Raw genomic sequence first — 20092 nt, 5'->3', positions numbered from 1 at the left:
GATGAACGGCGCGCTGGCTTTTTTCGCTGCTATCGACTGGGGCGACGTGGCGCAGGCCAGCCTCGATACCTTGACCATGCTGGGCTGGTCGCTGGGCTTTACCGTGCTGATTGGCCTACCGCTGGGAATTGTGCTCTATCTCAGCGGCCAGCCTCGCCTGCTCCATGCTCCGCGCCTCTATCGCCTGCTGTCGCTGGGGGTCAACGTTCTGCGCTCGCTGCCCTTCATCATTTTATTGATTGTGATGATCCCGGTGACGACGCTGATTACCGGCACCTCGCTGGGCGTTGAAGGCACCATTCCGCCGCTGGTTGTCGGCTGCGCGCCCTTCTTTGCCCGGCTGGTTGAGACCGCGCTGCGCGAGGTGGAGCACGGTCTGGTGGAGGCCAGCTGGTCGATGGGCGGCAACACCTGGCAGCTAATCTGGCACACCCTGCTGCCGGAGTCGCGCGCCGGGCTTATTGCCGCCGTGACCGTGACGGCGATTTTACTGGTCGATTATACCTCCATGGCGGGGGTCATCGGCGGCGGCGGGCTGGGTGACCTGGCCATCCGCTTTGGCTATCAGCGCTTCCAGACGGACGTGATGGTAATAACCGTTCTGCTGCTGATTGCTCTGGTGCAGATAGTACAGATGAGCGGCGATCGTCTGGTGAAGGCGATGAGCCGCAAATAACAATAGCTTCAGGAATAAGACAATGAAAAAAACAACACTCGCAGCCGGGCTCCTGGCCCTCTTCGCTTTATCCGCCAGCGCCAACGAGACGCTGACCGTGGGCGCGACGCCGGTCCCCCATGCCGAAATTCTGGAGTTCGTTAAGCCCGAGCTGGCGAAACAGGGGGTCGATTTGAAAATTAAAGTCTTCAACGACTTTATCCAGCCCAACCAGCAGCTGGCGGAGAAAAATCTGGACGCCAACTACTACCAGTACCGCCCTTTCCTCGATAACTACAACCAGACCCGCCACACCCATCTGCTGCCGGTGGTCGGCGTGCATATTGAACCGTTTGGCGCTTATTCGAGCAAATATAAAACTATCAAAGAGGTACCGGATGGCGCCACCGTTGCCATCCCGAACGATCCGGTGAATACCGGGCGCGCGCTGGTGATGCTCAGCAATGCCGGGTTGATTACCCTGAAAAATCCGCGCGATCCGCAGTCGGCGACCAAAGATATCACCGCCAATCCGCACCGTTTTAAAATTCGCGAGCTGGAAGGCGCGATGCTGGCGCGGGCGGTGAATCAGGTCGATCTGGCATTTATCTTCGCCAACTATGCGCTGGAGGCTGGAATTGATACCGATAAGGCGCTGCTGGTGGAAAAAGGTAGCGATCTTTACGTCGAGTATCTGGTGGCGCGTCCCGACAACATCAACGATCCCGGCATTCAGAAGCTGGCGAAAGCCCTGAACTCAGACCGCGTGCGCAGCTTCATTCTCACCCGCTATAAAGGCAAAATCCTGCCCGGTTTTTAATCGCCGGATGTTCATCGGCAGCCTGCGGGCTGCCGCTTAATTTCGTTAACAGAGCCGCCATCGTGACGCAAAAACCCAACCCCACAACGCATATTCAGTTGAGCCAGATAAGTAAAGCCTACCCCAACGGCGTGCAGGCGCTGCGGGATATTAATCTGCAGATAGCTCAGGGAGAAATCTTCGGCATTATTGGCCGCAGCGGCGCCGGAAAATCAACCCTGCTGCGCCTGTTCAACCGTCTGGAAAACGCCGACAGCGGTGAGATTACCATTCACGGCGAACATACGCGGCACTACTCCCGCAGCCAGCTGCGCGACCTGCGCCGGCGGGTCGCGATGATCTTTCAGCACTTTAATTTAATGGCGACCAAAACGGTGGCGCAGAACGTTGAGCTGCCGCTGAAAATGGCCGGCGTACCGCGCGCGGAAAGGCAGAAACGGGTTGATGAGATCCTGGCGCTGGTCGGCCTCAGCGCCCTGCGCGACAGCTGGCCGGCCAAGCTTTCCGGCGGCCAGAAGCAACGTACCGGTATCGCCCGCGCGCTGGTCACGCAGCCGGAGATCCTGCTGTGCGACGAAGCCACATCGGCCCTCGACCCGGAAAATACCCATGCGGTGCTGAAACTGCTTAAAGAGATCAACCAGCGCCTTGGTTTGACCATCGTGCTGATCACCCATGAGATGGACGTTATTCGCACCCTCTGCGACCGGGTCGCGGTGCTTGAGCACGGAGAAATTATCGAACAGGGCGAAGTGTGGCGAGTATTTGGTCATCCCGGACATGCTGTCACGCGAAGCCTGCTCGGCACGCTCCATCATGACCGCGCGGAAGAACGACTCTCGCTGAGCGAAAACCAGCAGTTGGTCACGCTGCATTTTGACGGCAGCAGCGGGCAGGAACCGGATTTACAGCGCATCGCCGCGCTGCTGGGCGCCGATGCCCGCCTGTTATACGGCAGTTGCGAGCAGATTCAGGGACGGGTGATTGGGCAGCTGCGGATACGCCTGGCGAAGCCGCTGGCAAATCCTCATTTACAGCAGCATGCCGGCTGGGTGGCGGACCGCTTAACCCTTTCCGGCGATACGGCAGCAGAGAATGCTGACGCTTAGCACAAAAATGGCAGATTAATGCCAAATTATGGCTAATGCTAAATTGCTATAAGCCATAGCCTTTCGTTGTTAGACAGGCCGCGGTGCGCCTCTTATCTTTCGTCATGATTTGTAAATACTCTACGCAATCAATTGATGAGGGAGCACTTTTGTCCAGACTACTGCACGGGTTACAAACCAAACAAACGCGGTTCGCGCTTGCTCTGAAGATAGCGTTGCTCGGCGGCGCGGTGGCATTTTCTTCTGTCGCCATCGCCGACGACATTTTAAAAGAAGGGATCCCCCCGGCCAGCGATGCCAGCCAGATCCCCGCGGCCGCGAAGCTGCGCAAAGATACCGTCGTGGCCGGCATCTCCGAGCCGCAGGGTATTTTTAACCCCTACTTCTTCGTCAACGGCTGGGATGAGAACGTCACCAACGTCATTTTCTCGCGCCTGATCGACTGGGACAGCCACGGCAAGCTGGTGCCGGGCCTCGCCGAAAGCTGGACGGTCAGTCCGGATAACAAGGTCTACACCATCAAGCTGCGTCCCAATCTGACCTTTAGCGACGGTTCGCCGCTGACCGCCGAGGATGTCGCCTTTACCCTCACCGTGCTGCTGGACCCGAAATACGATGGCGATACCGATATTACGCTCGCCAATATCGCCGGCGGCGCGGACTACAAGGCGGGCAAAGCCGATAGCGTCAGCGGCCTGAAAGTGGTTGACCCCTTAACGCTCCAGGTAACCACCACCCAACCGGGCGCGACGACGCTGGCAAAAATTGGCGGCCCGGTCCTCTCCAAAGCCTATTACGGCAAAGGCTACCAGCGCGGCAATCTCGATTATCTGCGCACCCTGCACGGCAAACCGCTGGGCAACGGTCCTTACGTTTACGACAAATACATCCCCGGCCAGGAGATTCGTTTCCACGCTAACAGCCATTTTTATCGCGGAACCCCGCCGACTCCGCGCTTTATCTATCGCGTGACCAACCCGTCGACCAATTTCCAGCTCTTCCAGACGGGCGAAACCGACTACGACGCCTTTACCTCGCGTCCTGACGATATCGAACAGCTAAAAATGCTCGGCTTTGCCAATATCAACCTCTACGGCTCCAGCGACTACAGCCAGGTGGAATTTAACGTCCGCCGCCCGGCCTTACAGGACGTCAAGGTACGCCAGGCGCTCATTTACGGCCTTGACCGCCAGAAGCTGATCGATGTGGTCTACCAGGGCTACGGTAAAGTGGCGATTGAGCCTATCGCGCCGATCTCCTGGGCTTACAACGCCGACGGGGTTAACCCGTATCACTACGACCCGGCGCAGGCGAAAAAGCTGCTTGACGAAGCCGGCTGGAAACCGGGCGCTGACGGTATCCGCGTTAAAGAGGGCAAACGCCTCGAGTTAACCCTGCTGGTCAGCAAAAAAGTGCTCAACGATGCGCTAATCCCCATCGCCAAAGAGAACTGGCAACAGATTGGCGTGCTGTTAAAACCGCAGGTGGTCGATTTCAACGCCCTGATGGCGCAGCGTAAATCGGGTAATTACGACCTGGCGTCGTTCAGCACCAGCACCCTTAACGACCCGCACGATGGCGTCTGGGATTTTTACAGCGCGGAAGCGAAAGAGTCCGGCTATAACAATCCGCAGGTTGATAAGCTGATAACCGAAGGCAACTCGGTGCTCGATGTGGAAAAACGTAAGCCTATCTACCACCAGCTGTATCAGGTGCTGGCGCAGGACCCGCCGGTGATCCTTCTCGGCTACCGCGAAATTCTCTCGGCGAGCAGCGCCCGGGTTAGCGGCTTCAAACCGGATATCTACAACGGCCTGACCGGCAGCCTGCCGGATGTCAAAATCGTTAAGTAATCCTGAGCCGCCGGGCCTCCCGGCGGCTGACGTGAGAATGTCATGAGAAATTTCATCCTGAGACGGCTGCTGCAAACGCTGCCGATGCTGCTGCTGGCCTCCTTTATCATTTTTATGCTGTTTGCCAAAACGCCGGGCGATTTTATCGATGGCAATATCACCCTCACCGCCGCTCGCGCCGCCGAACTGAAAGCCATTTACGGCCTGGATCAGCCGCTGCTCACCCGCTATCTCCATTGGCTCGGCCAGCTGCTGCGCGGCGATCTGGGGTTCTCGCTGCAGTACCAGATCCCGGTCAGTCAGTTGCTCAACCAGTACATATGGAACTCCTTCCTGCTGGCCAGCGTGGCGCTAGTGTTCTACTGGGGAATTGGCCTGACGGTGGGCGTGATCTCGGCGCTGAAGCCCAATTCTGCGTTCGATCATCTGGTGAGCGTCGCGGTTTTCGCCGCCATGTCGTTCCCGACCTTTTTCCTCTGCCTGCTGCTGATCAAATGGTTCGCCGTCGATCTGCACTGGCTGCCGGTGGGCGGCATGACCAATACCGGCAGCGACGACAGCGGCTGGGAGTATGTGCTGCAGGTCGCCGCCCATCTGGCGCTGCCGGTACTGGCGCTGGTGATGCTTCAGGCGGGCAGCCTGACCCGCTATTTTCGCGCCAGCATGCTCGAGGTGGTGAAAATGGATTTTATCCGCACCGCCCGCGCCAAAGGGCTGCGTGAACGCACGGTTATCCTCAAGCACGCCCTGCGTAACGCCCTGCTGCCGATCATCACCCTGCTCGGCTTCGAGCTTCCGGGACTGTTCTCCGGGGCGATCATCACCGAAAAAGTGTTTAACTGGCCGGGAGCCGGGCATATTCACATCGATTCGCTGGCCGCCCGCGACTACCCGGTATTAATGGGCTTCACCCTGTTTCTGGCGGTGCTCACCATTCTTGGCAACCTGATTGCCGATGTGCTCTACGCGTGGGCCGACCCGCGCATTCGCGTGAGGTCATGATGCTTAGCTCTCTGTTCTCTTCCAACCGACGCCTGCGCAAGGCGGAAATCCCGGCGCTGGCCCAGGTGACCCCGTCCCCCTGGCGTCAGGCCTGGCGGGCGCTGCGCCGCAACCGGCTGGCGATGCTGTGCCTGCTGCTGCTGACGATTATGGCCCTCTGGTGCGTCCTGGGACCACTGTGGTCGCCGTGGCAAGACGACGCCACCGACGCCCTGATGATCAACAAGCCGCCCGGCGCGGCGCACTGGCTGGGCACCGACTTTCTCGGTCGCGATATCTATACCCGCCTGCTGCTGGCCGGGCGCATTTCACTGATTATTGGCCTGCTGACCATGCTGCTGTCGGTGGCCCTTGGCTATCTGCTCGGCGCGCTGTCGGGCTACGCCGGCGGCCTGACCGATAAACTCATCATGCGTTTTGCCGACCTGGTGATGACCATCCCCGGCCTGCCGCTGCTGATTGTCGCGGGCGCGATGCTCTCCGAACTCGATTTCTCGCCGGACTCACGCATCTATATGGTGGTGATTATGCTGAGCCTGCTGGAGTGGCCGAAGCTGGCGCGGCTGGTGCGCGGACAGTGCCTCTCCCTGCGCGAGCGCGACTTTATGCTGGCGACCCAGGTACTGGGGCTGTCGGCGCGACGCCGCCTGTTTGGTCATCTGCTGCCGAATACGGTACCGATTCTGGTGGTGATGGCGACCATGGCGGTGGCTAACGCCATCCTCAGCGAGTCGGCGCTTAGCTACCTCGGGCTTGGCGTGGTGCCGCCGACGCCATCGTGGGGCAATATGATGGACGCCGCCAACAGCCTGATCGACTTTCAGCGCCGTCCCTGGCTGTGGATGCCGCCGGGGATCGCCATTTTTATCACCGTTATTGCCATCAACGTGCTGGGCGACGGCCTGCGCGACGCGATGGATCCCAAAATGAAACAGAGGCTGAAATGAGTCGCCCGTTAATTACGTTTAATCAGCTTTCGGTCTCGTTTGCCGCCGACAAAGGCCGGGTACGCGCGGTGCAGGAGGTGTCGTTCACTATCCGCGCCGGGCAGACCGTCGGCGTGGTTGGCGAATCCGGCTGCGGTAAAAGCGTCACCGCCCTGTCGTTAATGGGCCTGCTGCCGCCGCAGGCGGCGCGCATTGACGGCGGGGAGATCCTTTTCGCGGGACAGGACCTGCTGCGGCTGAATAAGGCCCGCATGGCCGACCTGCGCGGCAATCAGCTGGCGATGATTTTTCAGGAACCGATGAGCGCACTTAATCCGGTACTGACCGTCGGCGAGCAGCTGTGCGAGCCGCTTATTCGCCACCGCGGCGAGTCGCCGAAGCTCGCATGGCAGCACGCTATCCAGCTTCTGGCTGATGTCGGACTGGCGCGCGCGGATAGCCTGATGGCCAGCTATCCACACCAGCTTTCCGGCGGCATGCTGCAGCGGGTGATGATCGCCATGGCGCTGAGCTGCCAGCCGAAGCTGCTGATTGCCGATGAGCCGACGACCGCGCTGGACGTCACCGTGCAGGCGCAGATCCTGCGCCTGCTGCGCGACCAGGCGCGGGCCAACCGGATGGCGATGATGCTGATTACTCACGATCTCGGGGTTATCGCGCAGATGGCCGAACACGTGGTGGTGATGTACGCCGGGCGTATTGTCGAGCAGGGCGCGACTGCCGACATTCTGCGCAACCCCCAGCATCCCTATACCCAGGGGCTAATCGCCTCGCGCCCTGTGCCGGGGGAGCGGCGGCGACGCCTCTACTCAATCCCCGGTCAGGTACCGGACCTCGCCGCCCTGCCCGTCGGGTGCGCCTTCGCCGAACGCTGCGCCAACGCGACCGTACGCTGCCGCCAGGGCGTTCCGCCACTGGTGGGTCAAACCCAACAGGCGGCCTGCTTTTACAGTGAACTCGCGGAGTCCGTGGTATGAGTCATGAATACATAATTGAAGTGGATGGGCTGAAAAAGCACTTCCCGCTGCGCGATGGGCTATTCGGTCAACAGACCGGCGAACTGCGGGCGGTGGATGGCGTGAGCTTTAAGATTCGCCGGGGCACGATTTTTGGCCTGGTGGGCGAATCCGGCAGCGGGAAAACCACCGTTGGCCGTACGCTGCTGGGGCTGTATGAGAAGACCGCCGGTAGCGTCAAGTTTCGCGGTCAGGAGCTTTCGGAACTGTCACCGCGGGCAATGCGCGCGCTGCGCCCGAAAATCCAGCTGGTGTTTCAGGATCCCTACAGTTCGTTAAACCCGCGGATCCGCATCGGTGACGCCATCGGTGAAGCGATGCTGGAGCACAAGCTGTGTCGCCGGGAGGAGCTGTATGACAAAACCATTGACGTCATGCGCATCTGCGGTCTTGCGCCGCAGCACTACCACCGCTTTCCGCACGAGTTTTCCGGCGGCCAGCGCCAGCGCATCGGCATTGCCCGGGCGCTGATCTTAAACCCGGATTTTATTATTGCCGATGAGCCCATTTCGGCCCTCGATGTATCGATTCAGGCGCAGATTATTAATCTGTTTTCCGATCTGCGCGACGACCACGGGGTGACGTTTTTGTTTATCTCCCACGACCTCGGCGTGGTAGAGCATCTGTGCGATGACGTGGCGGTGATGTACCTCGGCCAGCTGGTGGAGACCGCCGGTCGCGATGCGCTATTCAGCCGACCTTTGCATCCGTATACGCAGGCGCTGCTGGCGGCGGTCCCGACCCTCGACCCGGACAGCGAGCCGCTGGCGGTGGTGCAAGGTGAAATACCCGATCCGTCGAGGCCGCCCGCCGGCTGCCGCTTTTCCTCCCGCTGTCCGCAGGCCAGCGACCGCTGCCGGCGCGAGATCCCGCTATTAAGGGAGGTCGCCGACGGCCACCGCGTCGCCTGCCATGCGGTTTAGCGTCGGCCAGGCTTCAGACCATAAAAAAGCCGCCCACAAGGGGCGGCTGCTTCGTAAGCGCAAATCGGGGTTAATTACTCCTCCAGCGCGAAGGCGATAATATCATCGCCCACGTCCGGCGAGTGGCTGGCGCCCCCGGCGGAGATCACCACGTACTCTTTACCGGTTTTCGGTGATTTATAGATCAGCGGCGCCGCCACGGCGCCTACCGGCAGACGGGCGCGCCACAGCTCTTTACCGGTGGCGGAATCCAGCGCGCGCAGGTAGTTATCCTGGGTTCCGGCGAAGAACACCAGGCCGGATGCGGTTGACGTCGGGCCGCCCAGCGTCGGCATCCCCAGCGGGATATGCATATGCGTTTTCAGCCCCAGCGGCCCGGTATCCTCCACCGATCCCATCGGTACCTGCCACATCAATTGACGGGTATTGAGATCGATGGCGCTCATGGTGCCAAACGGCGGGGTATTACAGGGGACGCCCAGCGCCGACTGCAAAATATCGATCCGCACGCCGCCGTATGGCCCGGCGATTTGCGGACGCACGGTCCCCATAAAGCCCGGCACCTCGTCGGTGGAGACTTTATATTTCGCCATGTCCTCTTTACGCACCAGCGACATTCTCAGCGGCATACGCATATCGTTGACGAACAGCGTTCCTGTACGCTCATCGATAGTGATGCCGCCCCAGTTCATGCCGCCCAGCAGGCTCGGCCATTCGATATACGGCTTCTCTGACGGCGGCGTGTACATCCCCAGATACGTCGATTCTTTGAAATCGATACGGCACATCAGCTGATCGAACGGCGTCACGCCCCACATGGATTTCTCGGTGAGCGGCTCGACGCCCAGCTGCGGCATACCGGTGGAGAACGGTTGGGTGGCGGAGAGGTGTTCGCCTTCCGCGCCGTCGTGGGCGACGGGCCGTTCTTCTACCCGGGTCACCGGCTTACCGGTGCGCCGGTCAAGCACGTAGATTTGCCCGGTTTTGGTGGTCTGGATCAGGACCGGAACCTCTTCGCCCCGCTCATTTTTCATATGGAACAGCACCGGCTGCGACGGCAGGTCGTAATCCCAGATATCATGATGCACGGTCTGGAAGACCCACTTCGTCTCGCCGGTGCTGGCGTCCACCGCCACCACGGAAGAACCGTATTTCTCTTTGGCCGCGTTGCGATCGCCGCCCCAGTAGTCCGGCGGACCGTTACCGGTCGGCAGATAAATCAGGTTCAGCTCTTTATCAAAGCCCGGCACCGTCCAGACGTTCGGCGTTTCAAGGGTGTAGACGCGGCCTTTTACCGGGTCGGTAACGTTTTCTGGCTGGCCGACGTCCCACGCCCACACCACGTTTCCGTTTCGTACGTCAAACGCCCGTACCACGCCGGAAGGTTCGCCGTGCACGATATCGCGCACCCAGCCGCCGAGGACCGCAATATGCCCCATAATCACCGGCGTCGAGGTCGGGTGGTAGCGTTTGCTGTTTTCGGTATTGTCCATCCCCTGCTTCAGATCGACGCTACCGTGATCGCCGAAGTCGTCGCACGGTTCACCGGTTTTGGCGTTCAGGGCGATCAACCGGGCGTCGACGGTCGACACCAGGATACGCTGCGGGCACTGCAGCAGCGCCGGGCTGGCCTTCTCTTCCGCGCTCAGCGAATCATCGCTTTGTACATCGTAATAGCCAACGCCGCGGCAGGTGACGTGTTCGGCGGTACCTGCGTGCGGGTCAAAACGCCAGCGCGCTTTACCGGTATCCGCATCCAGCGCGGTGACAACGTTCAGCGGCGTACAGGAGTAGAGCGTGTCGCCAATTTGTAGCGGGGTATTTTCATCGACGCCAATGCCGGCGCCGGTAAGACGGCGGCCGGTGTGGTACGTCCAGGCGACTTTCAGATTTTTGACGTTTTGCGGGGTAATCTCATCGTACGGCGCAAAACGGGTGCCGGAGGCATCGCGACCGAAAAACGCCCAGTTATCGCTTTTCGACGCGAGGGTCGGCGTTGCGTCGCCGCTCGCGTTGACTACGCCGTTATGAATGGCGCCGTGCGGGTAAAACGCCGATACCAGGGTCGCCAGCAGCACGAGGAAAATCGCCGAGGCGCTCCAGTTGGCGTAGCGCCGCCGCGCAGGCCGCATCGGCAGCGTCGCCGCCAGCCACAGGGCCAGCATCAGCATCAGCGCGGGAACCACCAGCCGCGGGATCAGGCCCCAGTAGCTGAACTGCACTTCATACAGCGCCCAGCAAAGGGTCAACAGGAAAGTCAGAATGGCAAAAGGCAGGACATAGCGGCTGCGGATGAGATAACCGACGGCGATGAGCAGATAAGCGAGACCGGCTAACAGGTACCAGGCGCTGCCGCCGAGAGAGAGGAGTTTGCCCCCCCAAAGAGTGAAAAAGAGTCCAATGCCAAAGCTGAGTAATACAAAAAGTAATCGGTAAACGGTGAAGAAAACCCCTCTCCCGCTACCTTGTCGTTCGTCCATAGTTCATTCCATACGACTTCAGTCGAAAAAACCAAAACATCTAATATAAATAGCGCCTTATCGAACAGATAAGAGCACAGACCACATATCATGTTGGTTGGACGCTCCCGGACAGAGCGAAGAACGTAAGGAATTATATTCATTTGTAAAAATAATGTAAAACTATCACGCATGAAATGTTTAAAATTTTTTAATTTATAAAAGTAAGTTGCGCGGATACCAGGCTATAACAACTGCCGCAGGGCCGCGCGGCGCCCGACGTTCAGCCTCCCTGGCGCCGGAGATATCAGCCGTGCCTGCGATGGCGAGCGAGTAAAACCCAGCTAACCCAGCCTCCATCGCAAAACGATCTCTCGCTGAATACCGAAACCCTGAACGATGGCGCTGGTGAAAACCCGCCTCCGGAAACGGGGACTGTTGAATCAGCGCAACAGCAACGGCTCGCGGTGCCGTACGGCGCAACGGTTATTTAAAACGCCGAATGGCGATTCGCTGACTGGATGCATCAATATTCAGAGGCAGCATGTCTTTAAATCGCAACAACGACGGACGCGTCAGTAATGCTGAAACGGACCCTTTCATTTTTGGCATGAATAGCCAGCTGCGTTTTTATCGTCATATTATCTGCGCCCCCAGGAGATCTCTACAATTGGCCTTATCTCTCTTAACTATGCCCATTGCTTTAAGGTTTCTCAGCTTTCCTGTTATGAAATTATTGTCCATCAGCGCAGGTTTACCCCGATATTGCCGGTGGGCAGCCCCCGCCCGCCGGCAAATACGCAGCGAGGGTAATTAGCCGTTACGCTTGACGCAAATATCGCGTAGCGCGGCGGCAAGATCCAGCTGTGCCAGCTCTTTCAAGCCTTCTCGCTTGATAAACTGGCTGCGGTGCTTGCTTTTAACCTCTTCCAGGCTTTTCTTTATCTCGCTCGGCGGTAATTTATACCAGCCGCGACGATGCTTCTCGCCGCCAATTTCCAGCCAAAGCTCAGAATAACTGGTTTTTACTCTCTCACTTTTAACATGATAATGGCTGTCAATCGCATAGATCTCCTTGATATTGAAATGCGACAAAAAGCCGTACAGCAGCGTGATAATTAAGTTTTTAGGGCGGATGCCGTAAAGCTCTTTGGTCAGCGCCTTCACTTCTTCATTATCAATGTCTTTCCCCCCCTGGATCCCGCCAATCCACGCCTGACCATCTGCGGTACAGGAAAAACAGATACTGTAGACGCGCCTATCGCCGAGGAACATTAACAGCATCAGCTCCCCCTCCTCCTGAAAAGGCGATGCCAGAAGCTTCACATCAATACAGGTACCGTTTTTCAGCGGAATAGCGATTAATGAACGACCGAACGCCGCCATATCGTACAGCTGCGGCAACGCCTCGGGACGGAAGGTTTTCTCTATAAAATTCAATGCGCCATGAGCAATATTGAGTTTCGCTCTTTTTGACATTTTTTTATTTAAATAGGCTTTGAAGGGTTTATCTTCAAAGTTAACCAGCCCCTCGGTTGCGCCGGTTAATTTCGCGCAAGCGTAGTTTTCACATAATGTCTGATATTCCTTATATTTCCCTCCGATTAGCGATATCTCGCGGCATTTACGCAATGCCTTTTTATAGTTGAGTTTAACGTGACAAATAAATTTATTATTTTTCCGCCATTCTTTGATAGCGGCTACTGCGGTTGTCGAAGCCATTGACCATAATCCATAGATACATCCATAAGCCCGCCAATATTAGCATAGTTTATACAAGTCAATGTTTAACTTACCGGTCGTTGTCGATTCGTTTAATAAATAATTTGCTCAGCGCTAAAATAAGCGCCGCCAGATTCTGAAATAGTCTTTCAACTATTATTATTGGTAGGTTGCCGGCTATTTCCTGCTTTAACAGAACCTACCCGCACTTACCGCTCTGTGCTGCCGGCGCGCGCGCCGGGTGCATCCCCCAGCCGTTTTGCCTATACTTGCTCACGGTCAAAACTGAACTTAAGTGGGTAACGCATGGAAATTGATCTCGATAACCTGGTCTTTAACGGACTGGAAGAAGCGCAAGAGCGCAACGCTGAACGTCTTGAAGATGCCGATAAAAAAGCGCAGGCCATTGTTGCCGATGATGACTGCGGCGACGCCTGTAAGATCTAACCGCTAAACCGGCAATCCTGCCGGTTTTTTTGCCCACCTCGCCGCCCCCCGTCGGTCTTAAAAGCGTCTTCAGCGCGTCTTTCAAAGAAAATTTTTCTCCGGATACGCCATTTTACAAATTTAACCTGCAACTTTTTTCTCTGCCGGGTGCGGTAATATTCTGACTATCGTCCCTGTCGGCCATACTGCCCTCCCTCGGCCCGCAGGCGTAAATCCACGTCGGGAAAGGACGCCTTCGCTCGACGGACATTTTTCTGTACCGACCCAGAGGCTCAGTCATGTCATACCGGGAAAATCATGCTCAATGGAACGCCTTTATTCACGCCCTGAAACAGGAAGTCAAATCCGCGCTGGGCTGTACCGAACCGGTCTCCGTCGCCCTCGCCTGCGCCGTGGCCGCGCGGCAGCTCTCCGGCGCGGTGGTGCGTATTGAAGCGGCGGTTTCGCCGAATTTAATGAAAAACGGCATGGGCGTGACTATCCCGGGGACGGGAATGACCGGCCTGCCTATCGCCGCGGCCCTCGGCGCCATCGCCGGCGATCCGCAGGCGAAGCTCGAGGTGCTGAAGAGAGCCACCCGGCGGGAAATGGAAGCCGCCAGGGCGCTGCTTGAGGCCGGCGCCGTGCGCGTGGTACTGCAGGAGCCCTGCGATGAGATTCTGTACGTTCGCGCTAAGGTCTACGCGGGGGATGAGCACGCGACGGTGACCATCATCGGCGACCACACCAACGTCGTGGCCATTGAAAAAATGGGCCACTCCCTGTTTATCAAGCACGAAAGCGCGGCCAGCGATCGTGGCGTCGACCCGCTGACGCTGGTTGCCCGCAGCTCACTGCGCGATATCTATGATTTCGTTTGCGAGGTTCCGCCGCACGAGATCGCGTTTATTCTCGAGGCGGGCGCGATGAACGACGCCCTGTCAAAGAAGGGCCTGGTTAAGGAGTGGGGTTTGCATATCGGCCCGACGCTGAAGCGCCAGGTCGACAACGGGCTGGTTTCCGACGATATGTTTACCGAGATCCTCTACCGCACCAGCGCCGCGTCGGATGCCCGGATGGGCGGCGCATCGCTACCGGCGATGACTAACTCCGGTTCCGGCAACCAGGGCATTACGGCGACCATGCCGGTGGTGGTGGCCGCCGAACGTCTTAACGCCAGCCGGCAGCAGCTGGCCCGCGCGCTGGCGCTCTCGCACCTGGTCGCCATCTATATCCATTGTAAACTCCCGCGCCTGTCGGCCCTGTGCGCCACCACCACCGCCGGGATGGGCGCGGCGGCGGGGATTATCTGGTTAATGAACGGCAGCTTTGACACCATCGCCATGGCGATCAACAACATGATCGGCGACGTCAGCGGCATCATTTGCGATGGCGCTTCCGGCAGCTGCGCCATGAAGGTCTCCACCAGCATCTCTTCCGCCTGGAAAGCGATTCTGCTGGCGCTGGATAACTCCGTCGTTTCCGGCAACGACGGCATCGTCGATCGCGATGTGGAAAACTCGATTGCTAATCTTTGCGCCATTGCCGGGCGGGCCATGCAGCACACCGACCGGCAAATCATCGAAATTATGGCGCACAAGCGTTATCAGGCGGTAAGCGCCGGGAACGAAGCATAACGCGGGGTGAAATATTCTACACTGGCGTTATTTACCGCGGCGCATTTTTTGGAGCAATAACTTTAGGCGTAACCCGTTCTTAACCCTATGAATTAAAGAGTAAAACCGACGATTAAATAAACCATGAGCGCCAGGCTCCCCGTCACCAGGGCATAGGGCATTTGGGTACGAATATGCTCAATATGGTCGCAGTTGGTCGCCATCGAGGCGACGATAGCATCGCTGGAGATCGGGGACGTCATATCGCCAAAAATTGAGCCGGAAATCGCGGCGCCAATCATAAAGTGCGGATCGATGCCTAATGAGACCCCCAGCTGAACGCCGATCGGGATCATAATGGCGAAGGTTCCCCATGAGGTGCCCGTCGCCAGCGACATGACCGCAGCAATCAGAAAGATAAAGCCGATCGAGAATCCGGAGGGGATCACGCCGGAGGTAATGGAAGCGATATACTGCCCGGTATTCAGTTCCGCTGAAATATGCCCCATCAGGAAAGCCAGGATCATGATTGAGCTAATTTTCACCATGCTGGCGTAGCCGATATACAGCTCTTTGAAAAAGTTCTCAACGTTCAGAATACCGCGCGCGCGGAACCAGATAAAAGAGACGACGGTACCAAACATGACGCCGGAGTAGACCGACATCGAACCGCTGCCTTTGGAGAACTGTCCATCGCCGGTGATATATAGCACCACCGGAACTATTAAGACGGTGGAAAGAATCGGAATAAAGAAGTTGAGCAGCGAGTGACAGGCCGGGTGATCGATAACCGGGTCCGCTTCGTCTGCCCCCTGCTCTTGCTCGATTTCCATCAGCGCGGTTTCAAACTTTAGCTCCGCCTTTTTCATCGGCCCCCAGCTGCAGCCGGAGAGAATATAAAACAGCACCGAGGCTAATGAAAACCAGGCCATCGTGTTCCAGATCATCGAGCTTGCCAGGACTTCAAAAGGCTCGCCGGTCAGGTAACCCTGCGCAATCTGCACCCCGATAACGCCCATCATCGCCGCCCCCCAGCCGTTGATCATCACCGACGAGCAGACCGATACGCAGGAGGTCTGGATAATATAGGACATCTTTTCCGGCGAGACTTTATAGCGCCGGGCCAGGTTTTTTGTCGAAGCGCCGGCGATCAGCTGGTTTATCGAGCTCTCGATAAAAATCAACGAGGTCACCAGCATCGCCAGCAGCTGTACCGATTTTTTATTGGTGACAAAATCGTTTTTTTCCGAGAGAAACTGCACCAGTTTACGCACCCCGCCGGTCACCACGATCAGCCGCATAATGCCGCCGATCATCACCATAAACACAATCGTTCGCGCGTTACCGGCGGAGGCGAAGGTTTCGATAATCCCGTTCAGGGTGCCGCCAATCCCCTGAATAATACTGTGGTTAATCACCGCGTAGCCGACAAAAATACCGGTCAGCAGCGAGAGGATCACCTGGCGGGTCAGGATCGCCAGAATAATCGTGACCAGCGGGGTAATAATCGTCCAGATACCGTAGTCATGCATGATGATTATCCTGTGTGATGTCCATAGCGGCGAAAGCGCTCTCCAGGTCTTGCAGCAAATCATCGATATGTTCGATGCCGACGGAGAAACGCAGCGTCGTGTCGTAAACCCCGATGGCTTCCCGCTCCTCTTTTGACATCGCCCCGTGGGACATGGAAGCCGAATGGTTGATCATGCTCTCCACTCCGCCCAGCGATTCCGCCAGCACAAAATAGTGCAGACCGCCAATAAAGCGTTTCAGGCTCTGGATATCTCCCTTCAGCGTCGCGGTCACCACCGCGCCGCCCGAACGCATTTGCTGCCTGCAAAGCTGATGCTGCGGGTGCGACGGCAGGCCCGGGTAGTAGACGCTGGCTATCGCCGGATGATTTTCCAGATATTGCGCTACCCGTAGCGCATTGCCGCACTGACGCGCCATGCGCAGATCCAGCGTTTTCATGCCGCGCAGGGCAAGATAGGCATCGAATGGCGAAGCAATAGAGCCGAGTGTGGTTTTAATGAAATCAAGACGGGACGCCAGCGCTTCATTATTAGTGATCACCGCGCCGCCAATTAAATCTGAATGCCCGCCGACATATTTACTGGTAGAGAGCATGACCATATCCGCACCCATTTCAAGCGGCTTATGGTTCCAGGCGCTGGCAAAGGTATTATCGACGCAGGTAGTAATAGCGCGTTCTTTGGCAATACGACAAATCTTCGCAATATCGACCAGTTCCAGTAAGGGATTCGTCGGCGTTTCAATCCAGATTAACGCCGTATTTTCCTGAATAGTGTTTATCAGGCATTGCTCATCATTCAGATCGATATAAGAAATCGTGACGCCGGTGGTATGCGTTTTTAATTTTTCAAACAGCCGCCAGGTTCCGCCGTAGACGCCTTTCATCGCGATAATATGGGCGTCTTTGGGTAAGAGCTCCATAACGATATTGGTCGCCGCCATTCCCGAGGCGGTGGCGGTGGCGTAAATGCCGCCTTCCAGTTCGGCGAGAGCCGATTCATAAGCTTTACGCGTTGGATTAGAGACCCGGGAATAACAAAAATCGCCACCTTCATACAGATTAGGTTGAATAAATGAGCTGGCCGTGACGATCGGGGTAAATATAGCATGGGTTACCGGATCGGATTGATTTCCAGCATGAACCGCCAGGGTAGCAATATCTTTAGTTCTGGTTTTCATAGGGTACACTCAAATTATTATCAGATATAAAATGTCATGAGCTCTTATTGTCATGGTCAGCGCAGCTGGCGAATAAAACAACCGCCAAAACTCCGTTTAATAGCCTAAAAAATATGACTAGCGCATCATTAACAGCATGATTTGCGTTGCCCGACTACCGTTAAAATATATATCAGGCGGGAAAGAAAATTTTGCCTATTTTCCCTCTAATCAGGGAAAAATGGAGAAAAACGTTCTCTGGCAACCAAAGTTCGTATCTTTTAATGCATTGATATAAAACGATTTAATTTTAGAGGGTGATGGTAATCACAAAAAATAGGGGAAAATTCCTCTCTTGCGCACCTGGCCAGGCCTGCGTTTGCGCGCTCTTCCGCTCGTCACCCGCGCCGCTGGCTGCCCAGAATGAGTTAGAGCTATTTGCCGCGAAATGCTGTATGGTCATACACTCTTAAATCAGGAAATATCATATGTCAGAACGCAAAGACGCTAAAACTCGCCGTAATTATCTCGTTAAATGCTCCTGCCCTAACTGCTCTCAGGACTCAGAACACAGCTTCAGCCGAGTCCAAAAAGGTGCGCAACTCATTTGCCCCTACTGCCATAAACTCTTTCAGTCCTCATCACGATCCGCTGCATAATTATTCCCTTGCCAGATGCCGATTGCCGCGCGTGATTGCGCAATAATCAGCCAGCGCCGAACTCATTTGGCAAAAAAAGCCCGCCTGCGCGGGTTTTATTTTGATTTGAATAGACTTCCCGCGCGCTTACGGTATAGTCGTGCCGGTTTTCATATTTAAAAGGTATTTATTTGTTCCAAAAAATGACAGGTATTGTCAAAGCGTTTGATAATAAAACAGGCAAAGGCCTGATAATCCCCTCCGATGGTCGTAAAGACGTTCAGGTTCATATTTCCGCATTATCGCCCGGCGAACCAACCACAATTAGCCCCGGAATCCGCGTCGAATTTCGTCGAGTCAACGGACTGCGAGGCCCAACCGCCGCCAACGTCTACCTTTCTTAAACAGTTTTAAAAAGCGTTAAATATTTCCTGTCGTCGTCACCCCGCCGGTTAAAACATGGCCAAAAAACGCTTCACCGTGCGCGAGCGCTCGTAGCGCCGCCAGGCGATAGCGATATCGGTTTTCAGCGGCGTCCCCATCAGCGGATGATAGCTCACGTTGGGCAGCGTGATGCAGGTCATCGACTGCGGCACCAGCGCAAAGCCGAATCCGGCCTCCACCATGCTCAATGACGATGAAATTTGCGATGACTGATAGGCGCTTTGCATATCAATACCGGCGCGCAGATAGCTGTTATACACCAGTTCGTAGAGTCCGGGAGCCACTTCACGCGGGAAAAGAATCGGCGCCACGTCCGTCAACTGCTCCAGCGTCAGCTCGCGGTGGGACGATAGCGGGTGCGAACGCGCCAGGGCAATCACCATCGGTTCTTGATCGATAATCCGCAGATTGAACGCTTTACTGCTCTCACAGGGCAGGCGCACAAAAGCAATATCCAGCTCCGCTTCGCCAAGCGCCCCCATCAGCGTCGCCATATTGCCCTCGACCTGATGTAACGTCACCCCCGGGTAACTTTGCTGAAATTGCTGTAACAGGCTAAAGATTTGCGGATGAAAAGCGTCGGAGCTGGTAATGCCCAGCGAGAGGCGACCGTTCAGCCCGCGGGCAATTCCCTTGGTTTTTTCCAGCGCCGCGTCGCTTAACGCCAGAATCTGGCAGGCATCCTCATAGAACGACTCCCCCGCTTCCGTCAGCTCGACGCCCCGCGTTAAACGGCGGAAAAGCGGTGTGCCAATTTCTCTTTCAAGCCTTTGAATTTGCTGGCTTAGCGGGGGCTGGGAGATGCCAAGTTCTTTTGCCGCTTTAGTGAAGTGCCGCGCCTCGGCGACGGCGACGAAGTAGCGCAGATAACGAAGTTCCATATCGAAAACGTCTCAAACAATCATAGATTCTATATTGGAACTGTGAGCTGAATCGGGTCAACATTTATTTAACCTTTCTGATATTCGTTGAACGAGGAAGTGGGCAATGAACCATTCTGCTGAATGCTCTTGTGAAGAGAGCCTGTGTGAAACTCTACGAGGATTTTCCGCGCAACATCCCGATAGCGTCATCTACCAGACCTCTCTGATGAGCGCGCTGCTTAGCGGCGTTTATGAAGGTAATACGACCATCGCCGATTTGCTCACCCACGGTGATTTCGGCCTCGGGACCTTTAATGAACTGGACGGCGAGCTGATCGCGTTTAGCAGCGAAGTTTACCAGCTGCGCGCCGACGGCAGCGCCCGCAAAGCCCGTATGGAACAGCGTACGCCGTTCGCGGTGATGACCTGGTTTCAGCCGCAGTATCGCAAAACGTTCGATAAACCGGTCAGCCGCGAACAGCTGCACGACATCATCGACCAGCAAATCCCGTCGGACAATCTGTTCTGCGCCCTGCGTATTAACGGCCATTTTCGCCACGCCCATACCCGCACGGTACCGCGCCAGACGCCGCCCTACCGGGCGATGACCGACGTACTCGACGACCAGCCGGTTTTTCGCTTCAACCAGCGCGAGGGGGTCCTGGTTGGGTTCAGAACGCCGCAGCATATGCAGGGCATTAACGTGGCCGGCTACCACGAACACTTCATCACCGATGACCGCCAGGGCGGCGGCCATCTGCTCGATTATCAGCTCGACCACGGCGTGCTGACCTTTGGCGAGATCCACAAATTGATGATTGACCTTCCTGCCGATAGCGCCTTCCTGCAGGCGGATCTGCATCCAGACAATCTTGATGCCGCCATTCGCTCAGTCGAAAACTAAGGAG

18 protein-coding genes are annotated in these 20092 nt (G+C 56.6%); 13 read left to right on the top strand and 5 right to left on the bottom strand.

Annotation, left to right across the window (positions count from 1 at the left end; translation table 11 throughout):
- The first annotated feature begins 1 nt into the window (after position 1).
- From ACE3MN_RS11370 to ACE3MN_RS11335, 8 genes are all read left to right on the top strand, one after another.
- Positions 2-676 carry a methionine ABC transporter permease gene (locus ACE3MN_RS11370; protein WP_004136721.1) on the top strand — a complete coding sequence of 225 codons (675 nt, stop codon included), beginning with the start codon at positions 2-4 and terminating at the stop codon, positions 674-676.
- Between the two features lie 22 nt (positions 677-698).
- Positions 699-1475: a MetQ/NlpA family ABC transporter substrate-binding protein gene (locus tag ACE3MN_RS11365; RefSeq protein ID WP_004136719.1), complete on the top strand. Its 777-nt coding sequence runs from the start codon at positions 699-701 to the stop codon at positions 1473-1475.
- Positions 1476-1537: 62 nt separating this feature from the next.
- Positions 1538-2584 carry a methionine ABC transporter ATP-binding protein gene (locus tag ACE3MN_RS11360; protein ID WP_024357951.1) on the top strand — a complete coding sequence of 349 codons (1047 nt, stop codon included), beginning with the start codon at positions 1538-1540 and terminating at the stop codon, positions 2582-2584.
- Between the two features lie 149 nt (positions 2585-2733).
- Complete coding sequence (locus tag ACE3MN_RS11355; RefSeq protein WP_375364367.1) at positions 2734-4437, top strand: ABC transporter substrate-binding protein; 1704 nt, start codon at positions 2734-2736, stop codon at positions 4435-4437.
- 42 nt (positions 4438-4479) lie between these two features.
- The gene (locus ACE3MN_RS11350) at positions 4480-5439 is read left to right on the top strand and encodes an ABC transporter permease (protein ID WP_004136715.1); all 960 of its coding nucleotides are present in this window, start codon (positions 4480-4482) and stop codon (positions 5437-5439) included.
- The gene (opp4C, locus tag ACE3MN_RS11345) at positions 5439-6386 is read left to right on the top strand and encodes an oligopeptide ABC transporter permease (protein ID WP_032711019.1); all 948 of its coding nucleotides are present in this window, start codon (positions 5439-5441) and stop codon (positions 6384-6386) included. Before ACE3MN_RS11350 ends, opp4C begins: the two co-directional genes overlap by 1 nt.
- Positions 6383-7363, top strand: coding sequence for an ABC transporter ATP-binding protein (locus ACE3MN_RS11340; protein ID WP_024357948.1), 981 nt, complete (start codon positions 6383-6385; stop codon positions 7361-7363). The genes opp4C and ACE3MN_RS11340 overlap by 4 nt, the downstream gene beginning before the upstream one ends.
- Positions 7360-8325 carry an ABC transporter ATP-binding protein gene (locus ACE3MN_RS11335; RefSeq protein ID WP_049103580.1) on the top strand — a complete coding sequence of 322 codons (966 nt, stop codon included), beginning with the start codon at positions 7360-7362 and terminating at the stop codon, positions 8323-8325. Before ACE3MN_RS11340 ends, ACE3MN_RS11335 begins: the two co-directional genes overlap by 4 nt.
- Positions 8326-8399: 74 nt before the next feature.
- On the opposite strand, the gene ACE3MN_RS11330 is transcribed toward ACE3MN_RS11335, so the two are convergent.
- Together ACE3MN_RS11330 and ACE3MN_RS11325 are read right to left on the bottom strand one after the other, a co-directional pair.
- Positions 8400-10805 (bottom strand): membrane-bound PQQ-dependent dehydrogenase, glucose/quinate/shikimate family, encoded by a 2406-nt coding sequence (locus ACE3MN_RS11330; protein WP_049088711.1) that lies wholly within the window; start codon positions 10803-10805, stop codon positions 8400-8402.
- Positions 10806-11597: 792 nt separating this feature from the next.
- Positions 11598-12506 carry a DUF535 family protein gene (locus ACE3MN_RS11325; protein ID WP_004136711.1) on the bottom strand — a complete coding sequence of 303 codons (909 nt, stop codon included), beginning with the start codon at positions 12504-12506 and terminating at the stop codon, positions 11598-11600.
- Between the two features lie 306 nt (positions 12507-12812).
- On the opposite strand from ACE3MN_RS11325, the gene ACE3MN_RS11320 reads away from it, so the two are divergent.
- On the top strand, positions 12813-12953 hold the full coding sequence (locus tag ACE3MN_RS11320) for a hypothetical protein (RefSeq protein WP_098067567.1): 141 nt from the start codon (positions 12813-12815) through the stop codon (positions 12951-12953).
- Between the two features lie 278 nt (positions 12954-13231).
- Complete coding sequence (locus ACE3MN_RS11315) at positions 13232-14569, top strand: serine dehydratase subunit alpha family protein (protein ID WP_375364366.1); 1338 nt, start codon at positions 13232-13234, stop codon at positions 14567-14569.
- A gap of 92 nt (positions 14570-14661) precedes the next feature.
- Here the strand turns inward: ACE3MN_RS11315 and ACE3MN_RS11310 are convergent, their stop codons facing one another.
- Both ACE3MN_RS11310 and ACE3MN_RS11305 read right to left on the bottom strand, forming a co-directional pair.
- Positions 14662-16080: a Na+/H+ antiporter NhaC family protein gene (locus ACE3MN_RS11310; RefSeq protein WP_375364365.1), complete on the bottom strand. Its 1419-nt coding sequence runs from the start codon at positions 16078-16080 to the stop codon at positions 14662-14664.
- On the bottom strand, positions 16073-17260 hold the full coding sequence (locus ACE3MN_RS11305) for a PLP-dependent aspartate aminotransferase family protein (protein ID WP_098067566.1): 1188 nt from the start codon (positions 17258-17260) through the stop codon (positions 16073-16075). The genes ACE3MN_RS11310 and ACE3MN_RS11305 overlap by 8 nt, the downstream gene beginning before the upstream one ends.
- A 467-nt stretch (positions 17261-17727) precedes the next feature.
- On the opposite strand from ACE3MN_RS11305, the gene ACE3MN_RS11300 reads away from it, so the two are divergent.
- Together ACE3MN_RS11300 and cspF are read left to right on the top strand one after the other, a co-directional pair.
- Positions 17728-17898: a YnfU family zinc-binding protein gene (locus tag ACE3MN_RS11300; protein ID WP_216356110.1), complete on the top strand. Its 171-nt coding sequence runs from the start codon at positions 17728-17730 to the stop codon at positions 17896-17898.
- Between the two features lie 170 nt (positions 17899-18068).
- Positions 18069-18281 (top strand): cold shock-like protein CspF, encoded by a 213-nt coding sequence (gene cspF / locus ACE3MN_RS11295; RefSeq protein ID WP_004136705.1) that lies wholly within the window; start codon positions 18069-18071, stop codon positions 18279-18281.
- Between the two features lie 48 nt (positions 18282-18329).
- Here cspF and ACE3MN_RS11290 read toward each other — a convergent pair whose 3' ends face one another.
- Positions 18330-19202, bottom strand: a complete 873-nt coding sequence (locus ACE3MN_RS11290; protein WP_024357944.1) for a LysR family transcriptional regulator — start codon at positions 19200-19202, stop codon at positions 18330-18332.
- Positions 19203-19308: 106 nt separating this feature from the next.
- On the opposite strand from ACE3MN_RS11290, the gene budA reads away from it, so the two are divergent.
- Positions 19309-20088: an acetolactate decarboxylase gene (budA, locus tag ACE3MN_RS11285; RefSeq protein ID WP_004119304.1), complete on the top strand. Its 780-nt coding sequence runs from the start codon at positions 19309-19311 to the stop codon at positions 20086-20088.
- The last annotated feature ends 4 nt before the right edge of the window (positions 20089-20092 follow it).

Origin of the sequence: Klebsiella grimontii (genome assembly GCF_042137965.1) — a bacterium.
Classification (GTDB): domain Bacteria; phylum Pseudomonadota; class Gammaproteobacteria; order Enterobacterales; family Enterobacteriaceae; genus Klebsiella; species Klebsiella grimontii.
Note: the sequence above shows the minus strand (reverse complement) of the source record. Positions and strands in the feature narration are given on the sequence as shown.